Source organism: Verrucomicrobiaceae bacterium, from assembly GCA_016713035.1.
Taxonomy (GTDB): Bacteria; Verrucomicrobiota; Verrucomicrobiia; order Verrucomicrobiales; family Verrucomicrobiaceae; genus Prosthecobacter.
Genome location: JADJPW010000002.1, coordinates 843435 through 870329 on the forward strand (window position 1 = coordinate 843435; position 26895 = coordinate 870329).

The 26895-nt window shown below is 60.0% G+C and carries 21 protein-coding genes; 10 read left to right on the plus strand and 11 right to left on the minus strand.

What is annotated here, in order from left to right; translation table 11 throughout:
- Window positions 1–37: 37 nt before the first annotated feature.
- Window positions 38–2341, plus strand: coding sequence for a hypothetical protein (locus IPK32_10570; protein ID MBK8092392.1), 2304 nt, complete (start codon window positions 38–40; stop codon window positions 2339–2341).
- Window positions 2338–3264 (plus strand): hypothetical protein, encoded by a 927-nt coding sequence (locus IPK32_10575; GenBank protein MBK8092393.1) that lies wholly within the window; start codon window positions 2338–2340, stop codon window positions 3262–3264. Before IPK32_10570 ends, IPK32_10575 begins: the two co-directional genes overlap by 4 nt.
- 137 nt (window positions 3265–3401) lie before the next feature.
- Here IPK32_10575 and IPK32_10580 read toward each other — a convergent pair whose 3' ends face one another.
- Window positions 3402–6893, minus strand: a complete 3492-nt coding sequence (locus IPK32_10580; protein MBK8092394.1) for a DUF1553 domain-containing protein — start codon at window positions 6891–6893, stop codon at window positions 3402–3404.
- 80 nt (window positions 6894–6973) lie between these two features.
- Here IPK32_10580 and queF point away from each other — a divergent pair, with 80 nt between their 5' ends.
- Window positions 6974–7405 (plus strand): NADPH-dependent 7-cyano-7-deazaguanine reductase QueF, encoded by a 432-nt coding sequence (queF, locus tag IPK32_10585; protein ID MBK8092395.1) that lies wholly within the window; start codon window positions 6974–6976, stop codon window positions 7403–7405.
- Entirely contained in the window at window positions 7402–8055 is a 654-nt protein-coding gene (gene queC / locus IPK32_10590) for a 7-cyano-7-deazaguanine synthase QueC (protein ID MBK8092396.1), read from the plus strand. The genes queF and queC overlap by 4 nt, the downstream gene beginning before the upstream one ends.
- 6 nt (window positions 8056–8061) lie before the next feature.
- Here queC and IPK32_10595 read toward each other — a convergent pair whose 3' ends face one another.
- From IPK32_10595 to IPK32_10605, 3 genes are all read right to left on the minus strand, one after another.
- Complete coding sequence (locus IPK32_10595) at window positions 8062–8298, minus strand: hypothetical protein (protein MBK8092397.1); 237 nt, start codon at window positions 8296–8298, stop codon at window positions 8062–8064.
- Window positions 8299–8939: 641 nt separating this feature from the next.
- The gene (locus IPK32_10600) at window positions 8940–10754 is read right to left on the minus strand and encodes a sulfatase-like hydrolase/transferase (protein ID MBK8092398.1); all 1815 of its coding nucleotides are present in this window, start codon (window positions 10752–10754) and stop codon (window positions 8940–8942) included.
- Between the two features lie 77 nt (window positions 10755–10831).
- Entirely contained in the window at window positions 10832–11800 is a 969-nt protein-coding gene (locus IPK32_10605) for a trypsin-like peptidase domain-containing protein (GenBank protein ID MBK8092399.1), read from the minus strand.
- A gap of 118 nt (window positions 11801–11918) precedes the next feature.
- Between IPK32_10605 and IPK32_10610 the strand changes: the two genes are divergently transcribed.
- From IPK32_10610 to IPK32_10620, 3 genes are all read left to right on the plus strand, one after another.
- A complete protein-coding gene (locus IPK32_10610) occupies window positions 11919–13103 on the plus strand; it encodes a PQQ-binding-like beta-propeller repeat protein (GenBank protein ID MBK8092400.1) in 1185 nt (394 codons plus the stop codon).
- A 61-nt stretch (window positions 13104–13164) separates the two neighbouring features.
- On the plus strand, window positions 13165–14043 hold the full coding sequence (locus IPK32_10615) for a glycoside hydrolase family 25 protein (GenBank protein MBK8092401.1): 879 nt from the start codon (window positions 13165–13167) through the stop codon (window positions 14041–14043).
- Between the two features lie 22 nt (window positions 14044–14065).
- Entirely contained in the window at window positions 14066–15112 is a 1047-nt protein-coding gene (locus tag IPK32_10620; protein MBK8092402.1) for a hypothetical protein, read from the plus strand.
- 19 nt (window positions 15113–15131) lie between these two features.
- On the opposite strand, the gene IPK32_10625 is transcribed toward IPK32_10620, so the two are convergent.
- From IPK32_10625 to IPK32_10640, 4 genes are read right to left on the minus strand one after another with little or no spacing between them, the layout of a single operon-like run.
- Window positions 15132–17129, minus strand: a complete 1998-nt coding sequence (locus IPK32_10625; protein ID MBK8092403.1) for a hypothetical protein — start codon at window positions 17127–17129, stop codon at window positions 15132–15134.
- A 45-nt stretch (window positions 17130–17174) separates the two neighbouring features.
- Window positions 17175–17591: a hypothetical protein gene (locus IPK32_10630; GenBank protein ID MBK8092404.1), complete on the minus strand. Its 417-nt coding sequence runs from the start codon at window positions 17589–17591 to the stop codon at window positions 17175–17177.
- Entirely contained in the window at window positions 17545–19671 is a 2127-nt protein-coding gene (locus tag IPK32_10635) for a hypothetical protein (protein ID MBK8092405.1), read from the minus strand. The genes IPK32_10630 and IPK32_10635 overlap by 47 nt, the downstream gene beginning before the upstream one ends.
- Window positions 19672–19683: 12 nt before the next feature.
- Complete coding sequence (locus IPK32_10640; protein ID MBK8092406.1) at window positions 19684–20064, minus strand: BlaI/MecI/CopY family transcriptional regulator; 381 nt, start codon at window positions 20062–20064, stop codon at window positions 19684–19686.
- A gap of 427 nt (window positions 20065–20491) precedes the next feature.
- Here IPK32_10640 and IPK32_10645 point away from each other — a divergent pair, with 427 nt between their 5' ends.
- Window positions 20492–20902: a hypothetical protein gene (locus IPK32_10645; protein ID MBK8092407.1), complete on the plus strand. Its 411-nt coding sequence runs from the start codon at window positions 20492–20494 to the stop codon at window positions 20900–20902.
- Window positions 20903–21016: 114 nt separating this feature from the next.
- Here IPK32_10645 and IPK32_10650 read toward each other — a convergent pair whose 3' ends face one another.
- Genes IPK32_10650 through truA form a run of 3 tightly spaced genes read right to left on the minus strand, consistent with a single transcriptional unit; the run spans window position 21017 to window position 24571 of the window.
- Entirely contained in the window at window positions 21017–22357 is a 1341-nt protein-coding gene (locus IPK32_10650; protein ID MBK8092408.1) for a carbon-nitrogen hydrolase family protein, read from the minus strand.
- 36 nt (window positions 22358–22393) lie between these two features.
- A complete protein-coding gene (locus IPK32_10655; protein MBK8092409.1) occupies window positions 22394–23680 on the minus strand; it encodes a hypothetical protein in 1287 nt (428 codons plus the stop codon).
- Between the two features lie 12 nt (window positions 23681–23692).
- Window positions 23693–24571 carry a tRNA pseudouridine(38-40) synthase TruA gene (gene truA, locus IPK32_10660; protein ID MBK8092410.1) on the minus strand — a complete coding sequence of 293 codons (879 nt, stop codon included), beginning with the start codon at window positions 24569–24571 and terminating at the stop codon, window positions 23693–23695.
- Between the two features lie 59 nt (window positions 24572–24630).
- Between truA and IPK32_10665 the strand changes: the two genes are divergently transcribed.
- Both IPK32_10665 and IPK32_10670 read left to right on the plus strand, forming a co-directional pair.
- Window positions 24631–25332, plus strand: a complete 702-nt coding sequence (locus tag IPK32_10665; protein MBK8092411.1) for a hypothetical protein — start codon at window positions 24631–24633, stop codon at window positions 25330–25332.
- A gap of 21 nt (window positions 25333–25353) precedes the next feature.
- Complete coding sequence (locus IPK32_10670; protein MBK8092412.1) at window positions 25354–26886, plus strand: LysM peptidoglycan-binding domain-containing protein; 1533 nt, start codon at window positions 25354–25356, stop codon at window positions 26884–26886.
- Window positions 26887–26895 lie beyond the last annotated feature (9 nt).

Genomic DNA, 26895 nt, shown 5'->3' on the forward strand with positions numbered 1-26895 from the left:
CCACGATCAGGATTCAGGAATCGAACTTTACCCACCCATGCAGCACCTCACTTGGCAAAACCTCGAACTCACCTGGCTCGGTGCCGGGATCGGGGTGTGTGCGGTGCTGTTGCTCATCTGGGGTTATCGGCGGTCATCTCTGCGTGGTTGGCGGCGTCTTGGAGCACTCTTTTTCAAGGCGGCTGCCTTTGCACTGCTGGCTCTGTGCCTGCTCGATCCACAATGGACACGCACTCAGCCGAAAAAGGGCGAAAATGAGGTGGTCGTGATCGTGGACAACAGTGCTTCACTCTCGGCGGTAGAAAAGAGTGGCGGGAAATCTCGTGCTGAGGCTGTGCTGGCCGCACTCAGTCATGGCGATGCAGATGCGGCCTGGATTCATGCTCTGGGGGAGGATTTTCGCCTGCGCTTACTGACAGTCGGCACACAGGCTGTGAGCGTGCCGCATTTCCGTGCGTTGAAATTCGATGGCACGCGTAGTGACCTCTGCCGCACGGTGATGACGCTACGCAGTGGTAGCCGGAATCTGGCTGCGGTCGTCCTCCTCAGCGATGGAAATGCGACCGATGCCACTGCGTGGAAAGCAGAGCCGACTGGGGCACCCGTCTTCACCGTGCTCGCAGGCGAAAAGGCACCGGAAAACGATCTGAAGATCGAGGATGCGACCGTGGCCACGAGCCCATTCGAGGATGCGCCGGTGACGATCACGGCGCGGGTGAGTGGCAGAGGGAAAGGCATGTTACAAGTCCTCGATGAGCAGAAGAAGGTCGTCGCCACTGAGAAGATCACTTTCAGCGGCAGTTCCGCACAAACTCTGCGCCTGCGTGTGCCCATCGCAAAGCCTGGAGTGTCCTTTTATGAGGCGAAACTCAGTGGCGAGGCATCTGATGAGCCCACTTTGGCCAACAATACACGTCTGCTCGCCGCAGATCGCGGCACCGGCCCCTACCGTGTGCTCTATGTTTCTGGACGACCGAATTGGGAGTATAAATTCCTGCGCCGGGCCATCGCAGGAGACGAGGACATCCAGATGCCGGCGCTCATTCGCATCGCAAGGCGGGAGCCGAAGTTCGAGTGGCGTGGCCGGGCAGGAGAGAATGTGAATCCGCTCTTCCGTGGTTTTGGAGCCAAAGAGGGCGAGGAGGCGCAGCGCTATGATCAGCCCGTGATCCAGCGGCTAGGCACTCGCGACGCGAAGGAGCTCAGTGACGGCTTCCCCAAAGCGGCGGAGGAGCTTTTCGCCGACTTCCGCGCCATCATTCTCGATGATGTGGAGGCCGCTTTCTTCACGCAGGAACAGATGAATCTCATCGAGCGCTTTGTGAGTGAGCGCGGTGGCGCATTGATGATGCTGGGTGGGCAGGAGAGCTTCCGCGAAGGAGGCTATGAGCATACTCCCATCGGTCGTATGCTGCCGGTCTATCTGGATCAAATAGGCAGTGCCTCTCCAGTAGCAGATGCACGCTTCAATCTCACTCGGGAAGGGTGGCTAGAGCCGTGGATGCGCCTACGCACGGACAGAGCAGAGGATGAGCAGCGGCTCACGACGATGACGGCATTCCACGCAGTGAATACCTCCATGAGCATCAAGCCGGGAGCGAGTATTCTCGCCACCGTGAGTGATGCAGCGGCTACGCATCCAGCCATTGCGGTGCAGCGTTTTGGTGAAGGGCGGGTCGGCAGCGTGCTCATCGGTGATCTATGGCGCTGGGGGCTGCATAACGAGGAATCGCACAAGGATATGGATCGGCTCTGGCGTCAGCTCATGCGCTGGCTCGTCGTCGATGTGGCGGATAGCATTGCCTTTACGGCAGAGCCTGATGCAGCCGATCGCGAGCGGGTGAGGCTGATTTTGCGCCTGCGTGATCGCGCCTTCAAGCCGCAGACGGATGCCCTCGTGAAATTCGAGGTCACGCTGCCTGATGGCTCCAAATCGCAGCTTTTCGCAGAGCCAAGCCTGAAGGAGTCAGGACTGTTCGAGACCGAGTTCTTCTCTGCAGCACCAGGTCACTACCGTGTCACAGCGACGGTCGAAGATGCAGAAAAGCGCAGCACTCTGGGTACACGCCACACTGGCTGGACGCATGACCCGCTGGCGGCAGAATTTGCCAAGCTGGAGCCCAACACCGAGCTCATGAAGCGCATGGCCGAGGAGACAGGTGGTCAGGCTCTGAAGTTAAACGACGTCGCTAGGCTCCCAGACATCCTACGGCGGCACATTCGCGTGCCAGTGGAGCAGACGCTCTCCACGCCACTGTGGCATGCGCCGTGGGTTTTCATCCTCATTTTGATGCTCCTGCTTGCTGAGTGGGTGCTGCGACGGAAAGGAGGGCTGGCATGATGAAGACTCTCGTTGGCTTGGCGCTTGGTTCGTTATTCACGATGACGGTGCAAGCCCGTGATCTGGATGTGCTGCTCGTCGTCGGCACTGCTGGCACGAAAGAGTATGGTCAAAAGTTCGAAACACAGCTCGAAGCCTGGAAAACAGCCTGCGCCAAGAGCGACGTGAAGCCAGAAGTCCTGCGCGGAGCAGAAACGACAGCCCAGCTCGCCAAACGACTGGCTGCGGCGAAAAAAGATCGCCCGCTGTGGCTGGTGCTGATCGGTCATGGCACTTTTGATGGTCGTTCCGCACGGTTCAATGCGGAGGGGCCAGACTTTGATGCAAAGGAGCTGGCGGCATGGATCGCGCCGCTGAAGCAGGAAGTCGTCTTCATTCACACTGGCTCATCCAGTGGCGGATTCCTGCGCCCACTGGCTGGAAAGGGCCGCGTCATCATCACCGCGACGAAAAGCCCGGATGAAGTGTTTTATGCCCGCTTCGGTGAGTACTTCGCCCAGGCCATCACAGGCCTGAAGGAGGCAGATTTTGACGAAGATGGCCAGGTATCATTGCTGGAGGCTTTTCGGCATGCAGGACGAGCTGCGGCGCAGTTTTATGAAAACGAGGAACGCCTCGCCACGGAGCATGCGCTCCTCGAAGACAATGGAGATGGCACCGGCACGCGGCATGAGGCTTTCACCACCTCGAAAGCTGAGGCAAAGTCCGATGGAGAGCGTGCTGCGCAGCTCGTCCTCGTGCTCAGTGAAGAGGAGAAGAAGCTGACAGAGGCCCAGCGTCAGTCCCGAGACCGCTTGGAGTCTGCAATCAAGGCTCTGAATGCTCGCCGTGCGGAGTTGGGAGACGCGGCGTATTATCCGCAGCTCGAAAAGCTGCTGCGTGAGCTCGCTGCGGTGTATGCGCCGCCTAGCGCAGGTAAATGAACTCCTTCAAGTTGATGAGCGACTGCGCCAGACTGGTCCATGCTTGCAGCTTGGGATCGACGACGGGTTCTTGGGGCATGGATTGAGTGAGGTGATCCCGCTCCGTTTGCAGGCGGGTGATTGCACGGCGTTGTTCTTCAGATAGTGCGGCGAGTATCATCGGCCTCCGTCACGGTGCTGGACTCGATGTGGGCAGTCTGGGCGATTTCGGGTTCGGTTAGCGCGCGGTCGTAAAGTCGGGCGCGGAAAATACGGCCACGCAGGCCATGATTGCCACTGGGGGCACCGTGTCGGCAGCCGAGGAGCACTTGACTGAGTTCTGGCTCGAAAGTGGCACCAGGCGCTTTGCGATAAGTGCGGCCATAGGGCTTGCCATCGCGGTAGCCGCTCACACTGCCGTCTGGTTGATACACGATGGCGATATGAATGGGCCGAGTAGTCGCCTCAGTCTCTTCCTGGCCCTCAAAGAGTTCACTGCGCTCAAAGTGATTGCTGCCCGCGACCCAGTGGCCGGCTTGTTTTTCACCAAAGACCATGGAATCGAACAATCCGCCGTCTTTGCCCTGAACGGTAATCACTCCGCCGCCTTGTTGCTTCAAATCGTCCAACATGACCCAGGCTTCAAATGTCTTGGTGCGTAGTTTTTTCGGCAAAGAGTCGCTTTTGGCCATGGAGGCACCATCCAGCACCAAAGCGCCATTTTCGACGCGAGCTGCTCCAACGGCTTTGAGGTCGAGTTTGCCGTGTACATCCTTCAAATCGCCTTCAAAGAGCCATTCGGCCAATGGAGCAGGTGTGGCGGAAATGGGCTGCGGAGCCGCTTTTTTGCTCTGAAGCTTCTCGCGAGCTGGATCGAGGATGGCGGCGATTTGGGAGCTGATTTGGGCGACTTTTTGCTGCTGGGAGACCAGTTTGCGGCTCTGAGCGGCATTTTCAGACTCGATGGCTTTTAGATAGGCGAGGCTTTGTGTGACCTCCTCTGCGGCGGGCTCTCGGGCGAAGGCTTCGCGGAACATTTGACGAACGCTGGCCTCCTCGCTGTCCGATGTGAGCATGCGCTTGGCCCAGTCACTGGACCAGCGGATGACGTTCGGGTCATTGAGGAGGGTGAGGGATTGAGCGGGGACGTTGGTGCTATCACGATTGCCGCGTGTGCTGAAGGGCACGGGTGCATCAAAGGTGGTCAACAAGGGATCCAGAGAGTTGCGAATGACTTTCACATACACGCTGCGCCGCTCTTCGCCGCTGCCGACAGCTTCGCCGAAGAGCTTGCGGTCGAGTTTGCCAGTGAGCGAGAGGATGGAGTCACGGATGGCTTCCGCTTCCAGTCGATGGATGGGCCAGCTCGCGAGGAGGATCTCGGATTTCGGATTCTGGACCTCTGAGGTGTCTGCGGAGCGCTGGAAGGCCTGTGAGTTCAAGATACGACGCAGCAGGCTCTTGATGCTGCCGCCGCTGGCGATGAACTCATTGGCGAGATGGTCGAGCAGCGCGGGATTTGAGGGAAGTTCACCGAGCTTGCCAAAATTATCCGTGCTGGCGACGATGCCGCGCCCGAAGATGTGATGCCAGAGGCGGTTCACGATGACGCGTGCAGTGAGTGGGTTGCTCTGCATGTCCGCGATGCGCTGGGCGAGCTCCAGCCGGCCGCTTTGTGCGGTTTTAAAGGGAGTGGCGTCCCAGGCATCGAGAAAGCGCCGGGGGATGATTTCGGCAGGTTGCTTGTGATCGCCACGGACGAAGAGGGTTGCGTCCTTGGCATCTGCTTCGATCACGCCGGGCACGCGAGTGGGCTCAGGTAGGCGTGATTGGAGTGCGCGGTATTTTTGGATGAGTGCCGTGGCCTCTGGGGGCAGTGGTTTGGACTGGAGCAGGGTGTTGAGCGCCTCTGCATCGGCATCTGTGAGCGTGTTGTTTTTCCAGGCGGTGAAAAGCTGCTCTGGGCTGGCGGTGGAGGGCTTTGGAGCTGGCGGTGGGTTTTTATCCGGCGTGATGACGGCGTGATTCAGTGCGAACCAGGAGGGGCCGTCTTTGTGCTCCGCAGGCATGTCGGCGCTAGTGGCGACCTGGAGGAAGATTTCATCCCCCTTCCAGAAATCGAGATCGAGGCTGCGCCAGGCGAAGTTTTCGTCCTTGGGCTCCTTCAGCTCGATGGCTTTGTGGATGGTGCCGGTGCGTGGGTAATTCTGCACCACGTATTTGGCCTTCACGCCGCCACCTCCCGCGACGCGGAACCAGAGTGTGCCGCCTTGGCAGGTGAAGCGGTCGGAGAAGAGCACGCTGCGGTCTTTTTGACTGAGTGTGTCCGAAATGAAGCCACTGGGGTAGATGCGGATGCTCTTTTCGGTGAGGGAGCGCTCGCCCGCGGTGCTGGGAGTGAGGCCGTGCCATCTGAATGCGTCGGACGTGTCTGATGTGCTTGCTGGGCTGGATGATTCTTTGAGAATGGCGACTTTGATCTGCGCTTTCAGTGCCCGCATTTCAGCACGAATTTTTTCGCCAGCCCCAGGTGCGTTCACGTCGATCACGGCCGGATGCGTGCTGGTGAAGATGCCGTAGAGGGCATAAAAGTCGGCCTGGGAGATGGCGTCGAATTTATGATTGTGGCAGCGTGCGCAGCTCACCGTGAGGGCTTGGAAGGCCTTCGTGACGGTGTCGATCTGGTTATCGGTGAAGGTGACCATTTCATCGAGTGTATCGACGGGGGAGAAGCCGTGGAGCACCATGCGGAGCTGCGCTGGGCCGATGGCGCTTTCGTTGATGCCATTCCGGAGTCGTGGCTGCGGCAGTAAATCACCTGCGATGGCCTCTTTGATCATTTGTGGCCATTTCACGTCATCATTGAAGGCGCGGATGAGGTAGTCGCGGTAGCGGTAGGCGTAGGGGATGGCGGGATCGCCCTCAGAGCCGTAGGACTCAGCGTAGCGCAGCCAGTCCATCATGTGGCGAGCCCATTTTTCGCCATAGGCAGGACTGGCGAGGAGGGCGTCGATTTCTGAGGCGGGGTCTTTGATCGCGGAGTGCTCAGGTGGGAGGCCTGTGAGCACCAAAGAGATGCGCCGATGCAAAGTGGCCGCATCAGCGTGTGGCGTGGGTTTGAGGCCGTTTTTGGTGAGCTCGGCATCGATGAAGCTGTCGATGGTTTTTTCCGGTGAGTAGGGGGCGAGTGGAGCGAAGGCCCACCATTGCTTCCGGCGCTGGAGCACGGCGGACCAGTCGGTTTCTTTGGCGACTTGTTCTTTGCTGGGGGCGGTGTCGCGTGGATCGGGTGCTCCATCACGGATCCAGTGCTCGAAGTCGGCGAGGGTCTGCTCATCGAGCTTGGCACCATTTTTCGGCATGTGCAGATCCTCGATCTCGTAGCGCATGGTGCGTAGGAGGAGGGACTTGGCGGGATCACCGGGCCGTATGGCATCACCATTGTCGCCGCCGCGTTGCCAGCCGGGGCGTGAGTCGAGCACGAGGTTGCCTTTCTGCTTGGTGGCCTCGCTATGGCACTCGTAGCACTCCTGTGCGAGGATGGGGCGTATCTTTGACTCAAAGAACTCGATCTGCGCAGGTGTAGGAGCTGCGTGGAGTGCAGAGGTGAGCGTGAGTGCGGCAAAAAGGCTGAGAAAGCGCTGAGTCATTGTAGATGGAGACGATGAATGCGAGGCGGAGCTATCGTGCGGTTTGCAAATCGAGCGTGAAGAGCCATTACTGACGCCCCATGAGTCAGGAAACAGACCTCACCCTCCTCGGACGCTCCGAAAACCGATTGCCAGCCTCGCCCGATGTGGCGGTGCTGGAGACTTTCCCGAACCGCACTCCAGGACGGAACTACCGCATTCACCTCAGTGCGCCGGAGTTCAGCTCGATCTGTCCGGTGACGGGGCAGCCAGACTCAGCGCATCTAGAAATCCTCTACATCCCCGATCAGAAGTGCGTGGAGACGAAGTCGCTGAAGTTTTATCTAGCGTCCTATCGCAATCACGCATCGTTCAATGAAGCGATCGTGAACCGCGTGCTCGATGACATCGTGAAGGCCTGTGCGCCGAAGCAGGCGGTGGTGCGTGGGAAATTCGGAGCGCGGGGCGGTATCCAGCTCACATGCGAAGCCCGGTTTCCTGATTGTGATGAAAAAATCCGCCTACCGGAATGAAGACGCTCGTGCTGCTCTCTGGTGGGATGGACTCGGTGACAGCGCTGCATTGGGCGCGGGCCGAGCATGAGGTGGTGGGGGCAGTGAGCTTCGATTACGGAGCGAAGCATAATCACCGCGAGCTACCGCTGGCAGCATGGCACTGTGCGGAAATGGGCCTGCCGCACGACGTGATCGAGCTGGATTTTGTGAACCGGCTTTTTGCCAGCGATCTGCTGAAAAGCGGTGGCGAGGTGCCAGAGGGGCACTACGCGGACGAGAACATGAAAAAGACCGTGGTGCCCTTTCGCAATGGCGTCATGCTAGCCATCGCCTGTGGGATCGCGGAGAGCCGTGGGGCGCAGGGACTGGTGATCGCGGCCCATGCGGGCGATCACACGATCTATCCCGACTGCCGAGAGTCATTCATGCAATCCATGGCCGCTGCGATGCGTGAGGGCACCTACGCTGCAGTGGAGCTACTGCGCCCATTCATTCACCTCGACAAGGCAGGCATCGCCAAGGTCGGCTCTGCATTGGGGGTGGATTACGGCAAGACGTGGTCCTGCTACAAAGGCGGTGAGCTACACTGCGGTAAGTGCGGCACCTGTGTGGAGCGCATTGAGGCATTTGCGCTCGCCGGATTGGCTGATCCGACGGTTTACGAATGAGGCAAATCAGAGTGTCTCCTGGAACTCCGTGAGTGACTTGCTGCGTAGAGCAGCGGTCACCAAAGTGCCTAGCTTTTCGTAGTCTGTGACGGAGCGAAGCTTGAGCTTAAGCGCTTCAGGCAAAGGCGAGAAGCGTTCATCAAGGATCGCTAGCAAGCTGATCCGGCGTTCTTCGACACGGCCCTCAACTAGACCAGCAACATGGCCTTCGACGCGGCCCTCGGCCTTGATGATTTCGTACATGGGGGATTCGATCATAAGTTCTCTCCGTTTCTGCGCCATTCTGCGGGCGAGTGCCACATTTTTCAAGCCCAGAAACAGGGGGGGGGGGGGGGGGGGGGGGGCCCGGGGGGGGGGGGGGGGGGGGGGGGGGGCGGCCCCCGGGGGGGGGGGGGGGGGGGGGGGGGGGGGGGGGGGGCGGGGGGGGGGCGAGGGGGGGGGGGTCGGCCCCCCCCCCGGGGGGGGGGGGCCCCCCCCCCCCGCGGGGGGGGGGGGGGGGGGGGAAACGCCTGTTTGGGGCCGGGGGGCGCCGCGGCCGGCCGGGGGGGGGGGGAGAGAGGGGGCGGGGGGGGGGGCGGGGCGCCGGGGCGCCGGGGGCGGGGCGGGGGGGGGGGGGGGGCGGCGCGCCCGCGGGGCCCCCGGGGGGGGGGGGGGCTTGGGCGGGGGCGGGGCGGGGCCGCCCGTGCGGGGGGGGCGCGGGCGGGGGCGGGGGCGCCCGGGCGCCCCCCGGGGGCGCGCGGGGGGGCCGGGGGGCGCGGGGGGCGGCGGGGTTCCCCCGGCGGGCCGCGGCGGGGGGCCGCGGGGGGGCGCCCGCGGGGGGGCCCCGGGGGGGGGGTCGTAACGCATGCTACATTCAAACACGAAGCCGGTCGCTTTTGCCAAGCTCATTCTGGTGTGAGCTTGGAAAAAATAGAGGGCAGCATTTCAACCTTTGAGCCTAGGGTTTGGCGTTCGAGCCACATGTGGTGGGGCTCGACGGGGAGCCAGAAATCACGCCAGCCAAAGGCGACTTCGTGGTCGCCGCGTTTGAGGAGCAAAGCCTCGCCATTTTTGCCGCAGAAGTGCGTGGTCATGACGATGGTGCGGTCAGGAGGTGGTGGATCGAGTAAAGAGATGCCTGGTAGGCTGGTGTAGAGCTTTTTGTCTGCACCGAGTGCGGCGAGCAGCGTGGGAGTGAGGTCGAGGTGGCTGGCGCAGGGGTGTGAGGGCGGTTTTGTCATGCTGCGTGGCCATTTGATGAGGATGGGCACGCGTGTTTGCGGTTCATTGAGCATCGTGCCGTGGAACCAACTGCCTTGTTCTTTGAATTCCTCGCCGTGGTCGCCGGTGACGATGAGGATGGCGTCGTCGTAGCGACCTTTTTCTTTTAACCAGGTGACAAAATCGGCCAGTAGTGTGTCCACCCACGCGGCAGAGTTCAGGAAGCGATTGTAGATGAGCACGCGGTCCGTTTCGCTCGGCCGCATGGGAAAGACGGGACTCTGTTCGTAGTCGCTGATGGGGGGAGTGAATGTATGTGGCCAGTGGTATTTGTAATGAGTGCTGTCGAGGCCTGTGATGGCGAGCAAGGAGCCGGCGCTGCGGCTTTCGACGCTGTGTTTGAGCCTTCCGAGCATGCGCTGTTCACGGGCAGGGACGTTGTGGAAGTTCTCCGGCGAATCGAGAGGGACCTGCTCCATCACATCGGCCTCGAGTGGCTCGCCGAAGTTGGTGGCGACCATGTCCATGTAGTTGAAGTCGTTCACCATCCGCGCTTCGACGCGGTAGCCGCTGGCTTTGAGCAGCGCGGGCAGGGTGAGCATTTTTTTCTCCTTCCGTGCCTCGGAAAAAAATAGCGGCAGGCGGCCACTGAGCACGCTGAACCAGGACTGATGTGTCACGTTCGACGCGGCCCAGGTGACGCCGAGAGGCTGGCACTCCTGATCACGCCAGCGGTGGAGGAAGGGCATCACATCGGGTCGCACGGCGTCATCACGCAGCGACTCGATCATGAAGATGAAGATGTCCGGCTTGCGTGTGAGCTGCTGGGCGGTGATCGCGGGTTTGGGGTTGTGAAATTCCACCGCATATCCAGCGAGGCCCGGTTTTGGTTCGATCCAGGTCATGCGGCGAGAGTAGGTTTTGCGCTCCCACCAGAGCCATGCGCGGCTTTTGAGGCTCAAACCGGCTGCTTGGTCGATTTGCAGCACGATCCACGAAATGGCGGCCAAAACGCCGAGTTGGAGCACACTGACCCTCCAGCCGTTTTTTCGCGAAATACGCCCACAGGCCGAAAAAACGCCCCACACGGCCAAAATGACCGCGGCGATGCCGAGCACCGTTCCAGGTGTGATTTGGACTCCGCCAGCAGCCCATGCTCGCTCCATTTCGATCCGTCCGCCGATGTCGAGCTCGCCCCACATTTCCTGCATGCCTTTGCCCCACCAGAGTTTGAGCCAAGTGTTCGTGATGACGAGCAACGGCGTGGCCATGGCGACGATCCGCAGCGGCCAGCGGTCCCACACGAGCAGCGCCATCCACAGCAAGCTACCCACGATGAGATGCGTCAAAAAGCGTGCGGAAAGCGCATCCGCCGCGGCGAGCAGTCCCGGTGGCGAATCGCGGAGCAGCAGCGCATCACACAGCGTGAACAGCAGCACCCACAGCACGAAGAACGCGGCGTTCCATGGGCGTTTGGCGGTTAGAAAGGTGCGGATCATTCTTCCACGACGGCCTCAGTTGACGATGGTTTCCAGCAGCACACGGGCATGTCCGCCTCCGCCGATGACGATGCATTTCATGGCTTCTTGGGCTCTTGAATGAGTTTGCGCAGCTCTGCGACTGCGATGGCGTGGTGAAAGACGATGTAGGTGCCTGGGGTGAAGGGCTGGGGCTCTTTTTTGACTTTGGTGGCGGTGTCGTCCTTCTTTTTGGCTGCACGGGCAGGTGGTGTGTTTTCGAGCACGGCTTGGATTTCGGAGACATGACCGACGCAGTTGCCGCATTGGTCGATGAGGGCACTGCCGCTCGATCCAGGAGCCCAGTCGAGTGTGGTCTCTAGCCACACAGGGCGCTGCTGTGCGGTGGCGGTGTCTTTGACCTGTTCACGCTCGCGTTTACGCAGGAAGGGGCGCTGGACGAAGCGGCTGACGATGCCTTCGCTGTAGTAGCCGCGTGCGCCAGAGGGATCGCTGAAGCACCACACGTCATCGCCGGGTGAGGTATCGGTAGCGAGGGGCAGGGGAGTGAGAGCTATATCGGACTTCACCCGCAGGATAGCGCTGTCCGTGGCAGGATTGACGGCGAGGATCTCGCTGACGGGTAGCACTTCGTCCATGTCGGTCGCTGCGACGAGGTAGCTTTCCTTGGACTGCGCTGGTGCTGTCAAAACATGAGCGCAGGTGCCCACAGCGCCGTCGCTGCTGATGATAAAGCCGCCTGCGAGATTGAGATGCCATTCATCGCATTTGTTGCAGAGGAAGAGATGGCCTACTCGCAGATGAGCAGCACGGGCACGCTGCCAGCGCTCGCGGCCAGAGAGCGTCTGTGTGGCTGCGGTGGGAAGGGCGAGGGAGCAGGCCTTTCGCTGCATCTGGGCGCTGCGCTGGGCTTCGGTGAGGAGACTTTTCGCGGCATGCAGTGCAGAGGCTTTTTCGATCAAAGCAGCTTCGGCTTTGCTGCCGCGTCCTTCTGGGTAAACCGGCACGCCCGGCGACTGCGCCAGCGACGCGGCGGTGAGGGAGAGCAGGAGGAGAAAGGGACGCATGCGGTCTTTATTCAGGTTTTGGGAGCGAAGTTCAAGGCTCAAAGTCTTTTTGATCTTTCGGAGCTTCCAGCGCAGTCTGGTGGGTATGATGAAATCACTTTTCGCTCTCCTTTGTTCTGTGAGTCTGCTTTGCGCCGGGGATTGGCCGCAGTACCTCGGGGCTGGGCGTGATGGTGCAGCGCAGGATGAAAAGGCGCTGTCTGGCGCGGCGGAGTCTGTGACGCTTTGGAAAAAAAGCCTGGGGTCCGGCTATGCGGGTCCTGTGGTGGCGGCTGGAGTGGTGATCGTGTGCCACCGTATGGGTGGTGAAATGCTGACGGAGGCTCTGGATGCCAAAACTGGTCAGTCGAAGTGGGTGCATCGTCGCGGGACAAATTACAGGGATAGCTTTGGCTTTGATGATGGGCCGCGTGCGGTGCCGTGTGTGGCTGATGGGCTAGTTTTCACTCACGGTGCGGATGGGATCGTGCAGGCACTCGATTTGGCCGATGGCAGGGAAGTCTGGTCCTATGACACGGTGGCGGAGTTGCAGTCGCCGCAGGGCTTTTTTGGCCGGGCCTGCTCGCCCCTGGTCGCGGATGGGAAAGTGCTGCTGAATGTGGGTGGGCGTGGTGGTGCAGGCATCATCGCGCTGGAAGCAAAGAGCGGTAAGATCGCCTGGAAGGCCACGGACCATGAGGCGGGCTATGCCTCACCCATTCTGATGCCTGGAGATGCGGGCGTGGCAGCCTTTTTCACGCGAAACGGCATCTCGCTGCTGGAAGTAGCCAGTGGCAAGGTGCTGGCCGACGAGCCGCTGCGTGCAGACATCGACGCCAGCGTGAATGCGGCTACTCCTGTGCCGTGTGGGCCGGGGCGGCTGCTTTTTAGCGCCAGTTACGACGTGGGCTGCGGTGTGTGGCAGTGGGATGCGCAGACGCGAAAGCTGGAGAATGCATGGCGGGCGCATGATGTGCTGGATTGCCACTACTCGACTCCCGTGGCGCATGCGGGCTATGTTTTTGGCTTTCATGGCAGGCAGGAGAGCGGTGCGGTGCTGCGCTGCATCTCCGCTACGGATGGAAAAGTGCAGTGGGAGTCATCTGATCGAGTGCCGGGCGGCACGCTGATCCGTGTGGGGGATAAACTCCTCATCGTGACCGAAAAAGGCGAGCTCTGGATCGTCAAGGCAGACGGGAAGAAGTATGAGCGAGTGCGGGCAGATCAAATCCTGCGCAGCGGGCACCGCAGCCATGCGGCCTACTCCGCTGGCGTGCTCTATGCGCGTGATGCAGAAAAAATGGTGGCCGTGAAGGTGGAGTGAGAAGAGCCTTGTGCTCTGAACGCGGCAGCTTGTATAAGGGACAGATTTTCATCCCCTATCCATGAAGCAATTTCTACCACCAGCCCTGTTCGCCGTCCTACTGGCACTCACTTCCTGCACATCCGAGATCATGACGAAGCGGATCACGATCAGCCAGGCCCGATCATGCTCGAATAATGTGGTCGATTTCGGCTGGGATGGAGGAGTGATCAACTACCACGAGATGCGGCGCATCGGCGTGGATCTGCTCATTCACCGGGCGACACGCGGCGGCACGAAGACGGACGATGATTACGCCCGGAGAGAGGGGCCTGCGCGTTCCGCAGGGCTGAAATGGGGTGCGTATCACTACATCAAGCGCAGCGAGAATCTCTCCGCTCAGATCCACCGCTTTGTCAGCACGGTGCGGGCGATCTCCGCCCGCAATGGCACCTGGGGGCACCCCGTGATGCTGGTGCTCGATAATGAGGGCACGGATCGAGTCTCCTGGGACCGGCTGGCTGTGGCAGCGCGGCAGGTGCGCGGGCATACAGGTGTGTGGCCGCTGCTCTATTGCAGTGTGCCGTCGCCTGGCACGGCTGCATTCAATCAACAGACGCGGGAGCTGAGTTATCTCTCCTCGCATGACAAGGAGACGCTGCGTGCCTGTGGCCTGTGGGTTCCGCGCTATGGAGATGGGGCATCTGGTAGCGTGACCTTCAGTGTGCCGCGTGTGTTTGGTGATTGGACGCTGTGGCAGTACTGCGGTGATGTGTCTGGCAGGCCAAAGCATGCCCTAGCGGCGCATGAGTTCAGCGGACAAGTCGGCGCGGCCTACACCCGCAGTGGCGGTAGTTCCTCACTGCGGCACTTTTGTGATCGGAATCTCTTCAATGGCTCGCGGGGGCAGTTTGAGTCGTTTTATCGGTCACACTCCTCAGCACCAGGAAATTGGCGTTGAGCATGGTGGAGTGGATTTTTGAGTGAAACTGGCCTCACGCGGCCTACCAGCCACCATCGTGCATCTTTTCCTCTCGGACCCTGATTTTGAAAAACCTCTGGTGGAGGAGCTGCGCCCTGCCGTGACGCAGGTAGTGCCAGATCTCGGCCTCATGGCGGAAGTCGATCTTGCAGCGCTGCGCTGCGCAGCTTTTGCCCGGCAGGTGCTGCCAGACGTGCATGCGGTGAGCGCTGCCTCGATCAATGCGTGGGCAGATACCATCATCGACGCCGTGGCGGGTGTGCTGCCGGATGAGCAGCCGTGGCGGCTGCATCTCTGGCCTGTGTATGGAGAGGGCAGGGCAGGCATGAATCGCTGCGCACTCATCCGCACGGCGCTGATGGAGCGCATGAAGAAGCGCCGTCGGCATCTGCTGCGCTCACTGGAGGATGCGGACAGCATTTTGACACCACAGACCTCCCTCGTGCAGGCAGTGCTCACCGCGCCGGATGCGGGGTGGCTCTCTGTGTGCAGGGCTCCAGATGCACATGCGCTGCGGGGCCTCATCTCGCCCTTTATCGGAGGTTGGCTGCCGTGGGCGGAGGACAAAAATGCCCCTTCGCGAGCCTTTGCGAAGCTGGTCGAGTCTGAGCTCCGCCTGGGCAAGCAAATCGCGGCGGGAGAGACCGTGGTCGATCTCGGCGCGGCTCCGGGGAGCTGGACCTACATCGCCCTGCAACGCGGGGCTTTTGTCACGGCGCTGGATCGCAGTGAGCTGCGTGAGGATCTGATGCGAAATCCGCGTTTGCGCTTCCAGACAGGAGATGCGTTCAAGTTTGCGCCGCCAGAGGTGGTGGACTGGCTCATCTGTGATGTGATCGCCGCACCCCTGCGCAGCATCGACCTCCTGCTCGAATGGCTGCGAGACCGCCGCATGCGGAACTTTGTCGTCACGATCAAGTTCCAGGGTGGTGATGAATATGGGCTGCTCCGTCAGCTCAAAGAGCATGCCGCATCGCAATGCGAGGACTTCCATCTGAAGCGACTCTGCGCGAATAAAAATGAGGTCTGTGCCTTCGGGCGTGTGTGAATAGCGTCTGGGGTGACACTTATTTCATCGGGGCGATGATGTAGGTCCCAGCTTCTCCACTGAGCTTGTGCCCCGTGAGCTCGGCGATGTAGCGCAGTGCTTCATTCACTGGCACATTTTTGAGGGAGAGCGTGATCTTGGCGTTGGCACCCCCACCTGGCTTGAGGAGGATATTCACGCCTTGTTTGGCAGGATCAGCATCGCGTGACTTGATGCGTATGAAGGAGATGGCCTCGTCCAGCGTGGCCTCCTGGAACTCGACCTGCGGCAGGATGATTTCGTTCTTCGCGGCTACAGGAACTGCACGGGCAGTGGCGGTGGCTGGTTTCACCTCCGGTTCGCTGATGCCGGTGATGAGGATGGCGAAGGGAGTCATCTGAAACTTCGTCTGACTGAGTTCGGTGACGTAGCGGAGAAGCTCGCCAAGCGGCACGTCTTTGAGATGGAGGGTGATCTTTGCTGTCGTCTTTTGCGCCGACTCTTTGAGGATGATGTTCACGCCTTTCTGGGCGGCATCCGTCGTGGCGCTATCGAGATCACGGCTTTTGAGGCGGATGAATTCGATGGCTTCTTCGAGCGTGGCGTTGGTGAAAGCCACGTGCGGCAGGATGATGGCCTTCAGCTTGGCCGCGAGCGGGTTTTTTGGTGCAACGGGGGCTTTCGTCATGCTCCACTCCATCTTCTGCGAGGCAGCCGCTTCGGCTGCGGTGCCGAAATAGACGCCGCCAAACACACGCCCGCCCTTGGGCGGGTAGAACGATATGTGTGGCATGCCTTCGCTAATGGCGGGGTGATGCAGGGTGACGGTGCCTTTGCCTTTGGTGATGGTTTTGGATTGGGTCTCGGCGGTTTTCGATCTGCCGTCGCCTTTTGTGGCGGTGATGTAGAGCGCGATGGTGGCCTCCGACTCGCTGGCGAGCTCGTAATCGGCGGTGACGGTGAGGAAGTCGTCGGCGCGTTGCACATTCGTGATGCGGATGCTGTCACCGGGACGGAATTCCGCTTTGCCGATGACGTTGAAGGGCTCCTCAGCACGAGTGATGCCGAGGAAAGTCAGAAGACTGATGCTGGCTAGGGTGATGAGTTTCATGGCTGGGTGGGGTTGGTGATGACTGGCGATGGACTGGATGCGGGATCGTAGAGCCACGCCGCGCTGGAAGAGCCCGACGAAGCCGAGACTGAGCTGCAACGGCGCGAAGGCTGTCTCGGCCTTCAACAGCGCATGGCCGTATTCGACGCGACGCTGCGGCGGTGCGTTTTCGAGCACCTGCGCATCGCACGCGGCCTCGCGATCGAGGCGTGCTTTGTAGAAGGCGATCCACAGCAGCGGATTGAACCAATGCAGCGCCATGAGCAGGCAGAGGAGCGCATTGAGCGGCAGATCGTGGCGTTTCAGATGCGTGAGTTCGTGCTTGAGGATGAGGCGTGACTCCGCAGCGGTGAAATGACGCTCAAACAGCGCGGGGAGGAGCAAAATGGGCTGCAACAGCCCGGTGACGGCGGGGCTCTGAATAGCCGCTGAGGTCCACACTCGCGGTGTGCGGCTCAAACCGACCTCCCGGGCGATTTGGGCGACTTTTTCGCTCAATTCGTCGCTGATGGGCAGTCGCGTGCTTTTGAAGCGGCGCAGGGTTTGGATAAAGGAAAAGCTGATGAAACCCCAAAGAGCCAAGCTGATGCCAAACCAGACCTGGAGGCCGATTTTGGCCCAGTCGATGGGTGCAGGCGGTGGCGTGATCGGCTCCGAAACAGCGTCAAAGATGAGAGCCTCAGTGAGCATGGGCAACGGCAGCAGCGGCGCGGTCTCGGCACGGAAGACATTTTCAAGGCTCCAACGGCTCTCCGGGAAGACAGGGGTGAGCAACACGATGAGCACCGGCAGCCACAGCGCATATCGTGCCCGAGCACTGAGCTGGCGACGCAGCATGAACTGCACCCCGAGCACGAGGAGCGTCAGTATCGAGGTGCGGAGGCTGGTGGTGAGGAGCCAGTCGAAGAAGGCGGTGAGCGTGTTCATTTTTCGATGGTTGAATTGAGTTTGGTGGTCTGGGTACAGAGCTGGCTAAGGTGCCTTGCTGCGACTGAGGGCCTCCAAATATCCTTTGACCCAACTGTGCTGAGTTTGGGGCACCGTGATGTAGAGAGCGGAAGAATCTTGATGTTGAACAATGCTAGGTTCACCAGGCACATCAGGCTTTTTATCGATGTTAAGCAAAGACTTCAGGTCATGGATAACTGTCTCCAAATTCTCCGCAGATATTTCTGTGTATAAGTAGCTTTTTCCAATGAAGTCACGTTCATCAAAAGGACGAATATACCAAGACTGGTTGTCGTGAACCAGCGTTAGGGAGTTCGCCTTGCAGATGGTCTCCAGAACTCGGAATGGACTGCCGTGGGTGGTGAAAGTGATTAACTTTTCGGCTTCTGGAGAGTTATCTGGAAGACCGCCGACAAGGTTCAATTCTGCTTCGTCTGCCAAACGGAGAAGAACAAGATGAAGGGGGTATCTTTTTGAACTCGTATGCTTTCGGTTTGGCGGAGCGAAGAGTTTCTTCAGGCGAGGGGGTGGCATTTATTCTTTCCGTTTTGACGGAACCACCATGGAACTCAAATTTCCATGGTTTTAAATAAATACGAGCTTCGCAATTATCGTGCTGCGAGGACATGCGTGTCGAATTGGCTACCAATTCCCACGGTGCTTTGAGCACGATTACATCTTCTGCTTGAAGGTGGACAATCTCGCTCGCGGATGCGGTCATCTTGCCTTCCTTGCCTTGAGGCATCTCTAGCTTTGCGTCACCGATGTAACGACTCAGTTTTTTTTGCTGGTCAAAGGCGGCTTTATTGGCCGTGATGACCGGTGTGGCGACGGGCTTCTTACCGGAAGTGGTTTTAGACCTTGGTGTTTTGTTTTCAGGGGAAGTATCCGTTTTGGCTTCGCTGGGTGTCAAGACATAGAGCACCGGCCTCGGCTTCTGGCGCTTGCCATTCTTCCATTCATCCTTCCATCCGTAGAACAGAGCACTCATACCTGCGGCTAACTCGATAGGAGCCTGAATAACTTGGCTGCTCACGATGGGGTAAGGGTTACCATTGACCATTGTTTCTCCAATGATTCGGGTGTTCGTGATGTCTATGTCGAGACGGAGATTGTCGTTTGCGAGAGTCTTTATCATAAAGTTTCCGATGAAGCCGATGGACAAGTATTCGATGGCAGCTTCTGCGGTGTTTCCGTCCTGTTTACTCTCTGAGATGACGGGCTGGTTCACCACGGAGCGGATGGAGGCCTTCCCCCCGTCCTCTACTACCATTTTGGGATTGACCGTTTTCCTTGCGCCTTTCTGTTTCAAAGTTTCTGCCACGAGCATAGCGCGTTCCTGCTGCGATACGACTTCCTGCTTCAAAAACTGGCCCTCGTCAGAGTCACTTAATTTTGCAGGTGGTGCTCCCAGCCTATTTCCAAAGCGCCAATCGCTTTCTTGATCGAATTCGATAAGTAGGATCTCAAGGTGGTGCTTTTTCGAGGTGAATACGAATTCTTCCTCCTTGGCAGGTTTTTCTGCCCGAGTGACACCGAGAAAAGTCATCGTCAGCATGCATGTGGTTGCGAGGATGCCTGTGAGCGGTTTTGTGCGTGTCGGTGCGGCGATGCTCTGGATGCGGGCTCGGAGGGAGGCGTGCTTTTGAAGAATGCCGATGAAACTGAGGCTCAGGCGAAGCGGAGCAAAATTGGATTCCAGCTTTAGTAGAGCATGTCCGTAGGCGCTGCGACGCTGTGGCGTGGCATTTTCGAGCACCTGGGCATCGCAGGCCGCTTCACGGTCGGCGCGGGCTTTGAGGAAGGCGAGCCACAGAAGCGGATTGAACCAATGTAGGGCAATGAGCACGCAAAGCAGGGTATTGAGCGGCAGATCACCGCGTTTCAGATGCATCAATTCGTGTTGAAGGACGAGGTGTTTTTCCTCGGTGGTAAACTCGCGATCAAAATCGGCTGGTAGAAGCAGTAGGGGGCGCAACAGGCCTGTGACAGCGGGGCTCTGTATGCTCGGAGAGATCAGTACACGCGGTTTACGCCGCAGGCCCACTTCACGCGTCACTTCATCTAGGCTGGCTGTCAGTTGATCGCTGATACACAGGCGTGTGCGCCGAAATCGGATCAAGGTGCGAGCGAATGACACGGCACCGAACAGGAGCACTAAGATGGCACCTGCTGCCCAGCTCAAGACTTGCATTTTCTGCCAATCGAATGCCCGAGAGTGTTCGGTCGGCAATGGCAATAACGACGGGACTGATGATGGGACGGCATCCGTGACCACTGGCAGCGAGGAGGTTTCCATCACCTGCGCGTTCCATTCCATCACGCTTGCCACACTCCAGCGGCTCTCCGGCTGGATGGGCATGAGGAGCACGATGAGCACCGGCAGCCACAGAGCATAGCGCCAACGCGGCGAGAGATGCTTTTGCAGTACGAACTGAACAAGGCAAACACCCACCATCAATACCGAAGCCCGCAGGCTGGCCGTGACCAGCCAGTCGAAGAATGGAATCAGCGAGTGCATGTGAGTGGTGAGTTAGGAGTTCAGTTGCTGATCGAGGAGTTTTTTGAGTTCCTTGACCTCCTCGGCGGTGAGCTTGGAGTTTTGGGCGAAGTGGACGAGTAGGGGCTTGGCTGCGCCGCCGAAGATGCGGTCGAGGAAGGACTGGCTTTCGGCGCGGACGCAGGTTTCACGTTTGACGGCGGGGGAGTAGGTGCGGGTGCCGGATGCGTTCTCGCTGGTCTTGAGCGCTCCTTTGTCGGCGAGGCGTGTGAGGAGCGTGCGGACGGTGTTTTCGGCCCAGTTGGTGGAGGCGCGGAGCGTCTTCGTCACTTCGGAGGCAGTCTGGGGAGCAGATTCCCAGAGAGCTTCCATGATGGTCCATTCAGAGTCGGAGATGTCAGGGGCAGCGGGCATGATTTGATGAATTCAATGTATTTCACTACATTTGTCGTGAATTGGCAACTACAAATGTAGTGAGGTGCGAATTTGGGTCATCGGTTGGTTCTGATGGCGGGTATGGATTGAGAGCTGAACCAACAGATTCAGGGAGGCCAGCAGATTGATTTATGAGGTGCTAAACGCTAACCCTGAGAGGGCAAAATCATGGCTGTGCTCGGCGAGCTTTGCTGCACGGTCATTGGCGTCTGAAATCAATTGGCAGAAGTGGAGCGGGGGAGGGGAGAGATGTGAAAGTCAGGTTTTGCCTCGATATAATCCGGTTATTCCATAAAAAGCGGTGGACGAATTAGGGCTGTCCAACGTTGATTGGGATCATACTACAGTAGGCCTAAAAATGCGGTGCCTCTCAATGAGATCGACAATAAACATAGTGGTTTGCCTTTTGGTCGGCGCTTTCGTTGCCTATGACATCATTGATTCGGTCAGCCGATACAAGGTGATCGAGTATTACAGCCAGCATTCATGGCACCTGTTGCTAGTTTTATTGTTCGCAACTGTCGTGGCTCTCATCTCGGCGGCGTTCATGCGGCTTACCGAGCCAAAACGAGATCGGATTAAGGCTGCTGTTTTTCTCCTTATTGCCGTCGCTTCAATTTGGATGGCGCATCTCCTCCTCTCTTTCGCATTTACCAAGGAACCCGCTTTGGGTTCTGCTTTCACAGCTCAGTGGATGGTAGGTATTGGTATCGGCCTGCCGATATTCTGGTTGGTGTTTGGAGTGAGTTTTATGTTTCGTGCTTGGGGAGTCAGGTCTCGTGGTATGGCCAGCACACCTCAGGATAAGCAGCTTTGAACTTCTCGAATCACGCATGCATTCAATGGCCATTGTAGAGCATGCCCGGCTCGTGAACGCATTTGAATGGGAGAACTGAAAATGGAGGAACTGAAAATTGAATTCTTTGGGCGGCTATTCTTTGAGTGGAGGAGGGCGGTGGCTGGGGATTTGGGCTTTGAAGTCGCCGAGGCTGTTCCAGTGGGTGGGATTGGATAGATCGACTTCGGCGATGGCGAGGGTGCCCCATTCGGTGGCTTTGCTGAGGACGTCGCCGTAGTGATCAAAGATGCCGGAGATCATCCACTGGTGCTGCTTTTCATCGGTGTAGGTGCTGCTGACGATATAGACGTGGTTTTCACAGGCGCGGGCTCGGGCGAGGAGGGGATTGCAGCCCCAGACGGGCCAGGCGATGACTTCGGCACCGCGGATGGTGAGGGCGCGGGCGACTTCTGGGAAGAAGCCGTCGTAGCAGATCATGATGCCGAGCTTGCCAAAGCGGGTGTCAAAGATGGGGTAGTCGCTGCCGGGGGTGATGCCGGCTTCGATTTCGCTGCGGGGGAGGGTGACTTTGCGGTATTTGCCGATGAGGCTGCCATCGGGTCCGAGGAGGGCGGCGGTGTTGTAAAGGGTGAGTCCGTCTTGCTCGACGAGGCCGGCGACGATGTAGAGATCGTGCTTTTTGGCGAGTTGGCCGAAGTAGGTGGTGCTGGGGCCGGGGATGGGCTCGGCGCATTGGTGCATGGTCTTGCCGGTGCCGTAGTAGGTGAGGGTCTCGGGTAGTACGACGAGATCGGCTTTCTGCTGGGCGGCTTGGGCGATGAGTGTGGCGAATTGCGGGGGCTTGTCGCTGGGGATTTTGCCTTGATGGGGCTGGAGGTGGATGGTGGCGAGCCGGGCGATGCGTGGGGCGGGTGCGGGGACTTCGCGGAGGTTGATGTCGCTCCATTCGACGCGGGCATTGGCGGCCCACTGGAGGTAGAGTTCGAGCTTGGCTTGCCTGGCCAGGGCGGGGGCTCGAAGGGTGCTTTTGGTCTGTGCCCAGGTGTCGGGCGGGCTAGTGGGATCGAGCGGGTATTCGGGCTCTGCACGGGGGATAGTGCCTTTGGCGTAGCCTTGCTTGGCGGGGGATTCCCAGGTGACGGGTTTGCCATGGTCATCCTGCCAAATGACGCGTGCGTAGATGCTGCGACGGGGCAGGGGCATGGCGCTGTGTTTTCGCCAGGCGCTGAATTCGTAATGTTGCCCGCCGCGGACGGGGATGGTGCGCTGCCAGCAGCCGATCCAGTGCTCGCCGGGACCGGTTTCGAGGATGTAGGAGGGCTGGCCATGATGGCCGCAGGTTTGATCCAAGGTGGAGCGCGGTGCGGCTTCTGGGCGTGGGGACCAGAGTGTCCATGCGGCTGTTTCTGCTGCGTGCAGATGGGGCTGCGCGGTGGTGAGGAGCAGGAGGCTGAGAAGGGCGCGAGCGTTCATGATGATGGCTGATTAAACGCCCGTGCCTGCCATTGTTTAGCCGCTGACGGGCAGCATCATGGCGTCGCGCATGCCGTGGAGGATTTTTTTGTCGCTGGGGCAGACGGTGGCGAGGATGCCGCCGAGGACGGGATCGGGGCTCTCGGCAGGGCCGAAGTAGTAGGGGCAAAGTCGCACGCGGGAGGGCATGGGGCGTGTGCTTTGAGTCGTATCATCCCAGACGGGATGCGGGATGACTTTGGCGTGGTGAAAGCGCTGGAGGACGAAGGGATGGGCGGGGAAGCTGGTGAGCGCTTCGTCGATGGCGGTGGACCAGCGGTCGAGCGGTAGATCGTGGCCGATGAAGACGCCGCGTGAGCCCCATCCGCGCTCGGAGAAGCCGCTGATTTTCAGCACGAGCTGGCGATGGCGTGAGCCAAAGGTCTTCAGCTCATGCCAGGAGTGGATGTCGAGCTCGGGATGGACGGCATGCGGGGGCAGGGGAGTGGGATCGACCACCCAGCCACGCGGGATGCAGCGCTGGAGCAGTTGAAGGTGCTCTGGGCGGAGATGCGTGGGCCACCAGGATTCGAGCGCGGGTGACCAGAAGAGGGTGAGCCAGAGTTTTTCTTCCAAAAAGGCCTTCAGGGGCGGTGTGAAGGCCAATTCTCCGCGCTCGGCCATGCGGAGCAGTGCGGGGGGCATTTTCGACGTTTTCGAGGTCAAAAGCTCAAAGAAGCGGTACAGGGCACCGCCGATCCATTCATGAGGAATGAGCTCCCAGGGCCGTAGGACGCGGCGGCCGAGTTTTTCGGCCAACCAGCTCATTTCGGGTGTGTAGTCGCCTGACTCGCGGGAGATGAGAATGTCCTCGGTGGGAAAAGCATGGGCAAAGGCGCTGAGCATGCCGTTTTCTCCGCCGATGACGGATTGTCCGAGTTGGGCGTAAGTCTGATTGAGCCATGCGGTGAGTCCGATGCCGCCGGGGAGTGAATCGAGCTCGGAGATGCAGACGCCGTCTTCCGTGAGCACGAGATCGGGCCGCAGCACGCGGGGGAGCTCGTGCCGAGTGGCGGCTAGGCGACCGAGTCGGCGGACGTGCTCCGGTTTTCCCTGATCGAGCAAGGCTGCGACCCAGGCGTGGTTTTCGTCGAAGTAGAGCTCGTTGCAGGCACGCTGAAAGGCTCGCAAAGCGGGGCCGAGATCACGGATGAGGCCGAGCGTGGCTGCATCCAGCGGGAAGGCCTGGGGCGAGAGGCGCCATTCTTTGTCCGCGAAGAATCCCTGCGGCGGGAAGGCGGCGCGGATGTGGGCGATGGTGTCGGATGGGGCCTGGAGCGGCATGTTGGGAAAAAATTAGGGTGCTGTGTCTGGGTAGAGCACATGGACGAGGTAGAGGCCCTGTGCGGGTGCGGTTTGGTTGCTCTGGCGACCGGTGGGATCACTCAGGAGGCTGCCGAACCACTCGCGCGGCTCGCGACCGCGTGCGACGTGAATGAGGCTGCCAGTGATGAGGCGGACCATTTTATAAAGGAAGCCGCTGCCCTGGAACTCGAACTCCAGCACATTGCCGCCCTCGGTTTCACGCATGTCGGCGCGGTGGATGGTGCGGGTGGTTTTTTCTGGCAGCGTGCGGCGGAGTGTCTCGGGCATGTCACCGCGATTGGCGCTGAGGCGGAGGAAGTTGTGCGTGCCGATGAGCTTCTCACAGCACCAGTGCAGCGCATCGAGATCCAGCGGGCCGTACACATGCCAGGCACGATCCGCCTCGAAGGGCGAAAGCATGCGCGGACGCCAGATGCGGTAGCGGTAGATCTTCCCACAGGCATCGAAGCGTGCGTGAAAGAGCGGTGGCACATCCTCCACGCTGGTGATGCGGATGGTGGGGGGCAGGCAGGCATTGAGCGCATTGATCCAGGCATCGGCACTCATGCGCACGCTCTCGGGCACATCTGCGTGAGCGGTCTGGGCTAGGGCATGCACGCCGGCATCGGTGCGGCCACTGCCATGCACGGTGGTGGTGATGTCGGTGGCTTTGCGGATGGCTTTTTGGATTTCATCCTGCACACCACCGCCGCCTTCCTGCGTCTGCCAGCCGCGCCAGGGCGTGCCGCAGTAGGCCACGGTGAGGCGCAGACGCCGCCAGCCCGGTGCGGGGCTGTGGCGTAGCCCCAGCGCCGTCTCGATGCCGAGCGGCGCGGTGGATACAGGTGTGTCAGGGGCGGAAAGAGGCATGCGTCGCCCATATAGGCATTGAAGTGGTTTGCGAAACCACTTAGAAGCATCTCACACACATGCTCGAAGTCCTTACCCAGCTCCTCCAAGTCCAGGAACGCGATCAGCGCATCCTGAAGTTCCAAAAAGACCTCAAAGACATCCCGCTCCAGCAGGCGCGGGCACGGACGCAGCTCGCAGGGGATCAGGCCGCCGTCGAAAAGGCCACCCAGCAGATGAAGGAGATCGAAGTGAAGATCAAAAGCATCGAGCTCGACATCCAGACCCGGCAAAACACCATCAAGCGCCTCCAGGACCAGCAGTTCGAGACACGCAAGAACGACGAGTTTTCCGCCCTGGGCCATGAAATCGAGCGCTACAAGACGGATGTCACCAAGCTGGAAGATGGCGAGCTGGAGCAGATGGAGGCACTGGAGACGGCCAAAGCCACCCTGAAGACCGCGCAGGCGAAACTGGCCGAGACACAGGCCCGCGTGGATGTGGAGATCAAGGCACTCGATGAACGCTCCGCAGCGGTGAAGGCCCGCGTGGATGAACTCCAGGCAGAGCGGGTCAAACTGGCCACCCCGGTCGATGCAGACATGATGGAGCTTTATACACGCATTTTCTCCAAGAAGTCCGACGCCGTGGTGGCGATGGAGGGCGGTGTCTGCCGCGGCTGCCATGTGAAGGTGGTCAGCAGCACTGTGCAGTCCCTACGGCAGGCCACGGGCCTCACGCATTGCGATTCCTGCGGACGCATCCTTTATCTCGTCGAGTAAATCTACAGCCCAGCAGGCCGCATGAAACACGCCGCGTTCATTTTCACCCTCGGCATGACCGCCACGCTCGCGCAGCAGGTCACGCCACCGTCACTCATCGCGCCCACCATCGAGCCCGGTCTGGAGCAGGCCGTGAAGTGGCTCTGGCAGCCAGAGGCCACGGATGCAGCCGGGTGGGGCCTGCCCATCGAGGTGAAGAAGCCAGAGCTGCCCCCGCAGTCCGCCATCCCAGCGCCCGCAGCCCCGACGACATCCCCCACCGCAGCCGTCAAGGCTCCAGAGCCCGTGAAAACCGCGCCAGCACAGGCGCTCGATCACACCATCGGCCGTGGTGAGACGCTGGGCCTCATCGCACGGCGCTACGTCGTCACGGTGGAGCAAATCAAGAAATTCAACAGCATGACGACGGACAAAATCCTCGTCGGCAAAAAGCTCCGCATCCCCGGCGTGGACGACATCAAGGCCATGACGCCGCCTCCACCGCCCCCACCGGCCAAAGAGGAGCCCAAAAGCGCTGAGGCCAAAAAGGAAGAAGCTCCACCGCCCCCACCGACAGAGAAGCCCAAGCGCAAAACGCGTGAGGAGCAGCTCGCTGAGCTGCTCATCTCTCACAAGCCGCGTCGCTCCATCGGGACCTATGCGTGGGGGGCTGCATCGCTGGTGCGCACGCAGGTCTTTCTCGATCGGCAGGGCTACACCATCGGCCCGATCGACGGACAGCCGGGCCCGACTTACAATGCGGCATTCACGGCCTTTGAAGCTGCGACACCGGGGCGGCTATTCACACCACAGGGCCAGCCTTCCGCCGAAATGCTCGCCATCGGCGGTGCCTACACCGAGTACACCCTGCGGGATGAAGACCTGCGCTGGATCTCGCCAGAGCCCGTGATCAGCACTGGCAAAAAAGATGCCGCTCCGCCCGTCACGCTGGAGTCGCTGACATCGCAGAGCTTCCTCGCTTACCGAAATGCGTGGGAGTTCGTCGCGGAGCGCTTCCACGCGTCCGAGTCCTTCCTCCGCCGGATCAATCCCGCTCTGAAGAATGCAGAGGCACCTGGCACCGTTTTCTTGGTGCCGAATGTGGAGCCGTTTGAGATCGAGAAGACAGCCAGAGGCACGGAACGGCCTGCTGCGGATGCCGCTGCGCCAGTGAAGGCCGTCATCGCTGGACTGAAGCGCCTCATCATCCGCCGTGGTGACGTGGTGGTCGCAAACATGCCCATCTCCGTTGCTCGGCCCGGCCTGCGAGGTCGTGGGGCCTGGGTGATCCTGGAGCACATCGACCGCCCGTGCCTCATTAGCAGCGGCAGTGACACGCTGACACTGAGCAGCCCCATCCGCCTGCCACAGGGGCCGAATAATCCGGTCGGCTTCGCGTGGGTCCATCTGGCAAAGGCCAGCGACTTGAAACCGCTGCCCTATGGTCTGCATGGCACGAGCATCCCCGGCCACATGGCGAAGCAGGAGAGCATTGGCGGCTTCCGCCTCACGAACTGGGATCTGGCCCGTGCACTGCGCTTGCTGCCCGTGGGCACCGAATTGGCGTGGGAATGAGCCATGAGC

What these genes read in the sequence shown, in the direction of transcription:
- IPK32_10625 (MBK8092403.1), bottom strand. Translation starts at nt 17,129, where the DNA reads ATGAACACGCTCACCGCCTTCTTCGACTGGCTCCTCACCACCAGCCTC.
- IPK32_10615 (MBK8092401.1), top strand. Translation starts at nt 13,165, where the DNA reads ATGAAGCAATTTCTACCACCAGCCCTGTTCGCCGTCCTACTGGCACTC.
- queC (MBK8092396.1), top strand. Translation starts at nt 7,402, where the DNA reads ATGAAGACGCTCGTGCTGCTCTCTGGTGGGATGGACTCGGTGACAGCG.
- truA (MBK8092410.1), bottom strand. Translation starts at nt 24,571, where the DNA reads ATGCCTCTTTCCGCCCCTGACACACCTGTATCCACCGCGCCGCTCGGC.
- IPK32_10670 (MBK8092412.1), top strand. Translation starts at nt 25,354, where the DNA reads ATGAAACACGCCGCGTTCATTTTCACCCTCGGCATGACCGCCACGCTC.
- IPK32_10595 (MBK8092397.1), bottom strand. Translation starts at nt 8,298, where the DNA reads ATGTACGAAATCATCAAGGCCGAGGGCCGCGTCGAAGGCCATGTTGCT.
- IPK32_10650 (MBK8092408.1), bottom strand. Translation starts at nt 22,357, where the DNA reads ATGAACGCTCGCGCCCTTCTCAGCCTCCTGCTCCTCACCACCGCGCAG.
- IPK32_10575 (MBK8092393.1), top strand. Translation starts at nt 2,338, where the DNA reads ATGATGAAGACTCTCGTTGGCTTGGCGCTTGGTTCGTTATTCACGATG.
- IPK32_10635 (MBK8092405.1), bottom strand. Translation starts at nt 19,671, where the DNA reads ATGCACTCGCTGATTCCATTCTTCGACTGGCTGGTCACGGCCAGCCTG.
- IPK32_10640 (MBK8092406.1), bottom strand. Translation starts at nt 20,064, where the DNA reads ATGCCCGCTGCCCCTGACATCTCCGACTCTGAATGGACCATCATGGAA.
- IPK32_10570 (MBK8092392.1), top strand. Translation starts at nt 38, where the DNA reads ATGCAGCACCTCACTTGGCAAAACCTCGAACTCACCTGGCTCGGTGCC.
- IPK32_10580 (MBK8092394.1), bottom strand. Translation starts at nt 6,893, where the DNA reads ATGACTCAGCGCTTTCTCAGCCTTTTTGCCGCACTCACGCTCACCTCT.
- IPK32_10655 (MBK8092409.1), bottom strand. Translation starts at nt 23,680, where the DNA reads ATGCCGCTCCAGGCCCCATCCGACACCATCGCCCACATCCGCGCCGCC.
- IPK32_10605 (MBK8092399.1), bottom strand. Translation starts at nt 11,800, where the DNA reads ATGCGTCCCTTTCTCCTCCTGCTCTCCCTCACCGCCGCGTCGCTGGCG.
- queF (MBK8092395.1), top strand. Translation starts at nt 6,974, where the DNA reads ATGAGTCAGGAAACAGACCTCACCCTCCTCGGACGCTCCGAAAACCGA.
- IPK32_10600 (MBK8092398.1), bottom strand. Translation starts at nt 10,754, where the DNA reads ATGATCCGCACCTTTCTAACCGCCAAACGCCCATGGAACGCCGCGTTC.
- IPK32_10665 (MBK8092411.1), top strand. Translation starts at nt 24,631, where the DNA reads ATGCTCGAAGTCCTTACCCAGCTCCTCCAAGTCCAGGAACGCGATCAG.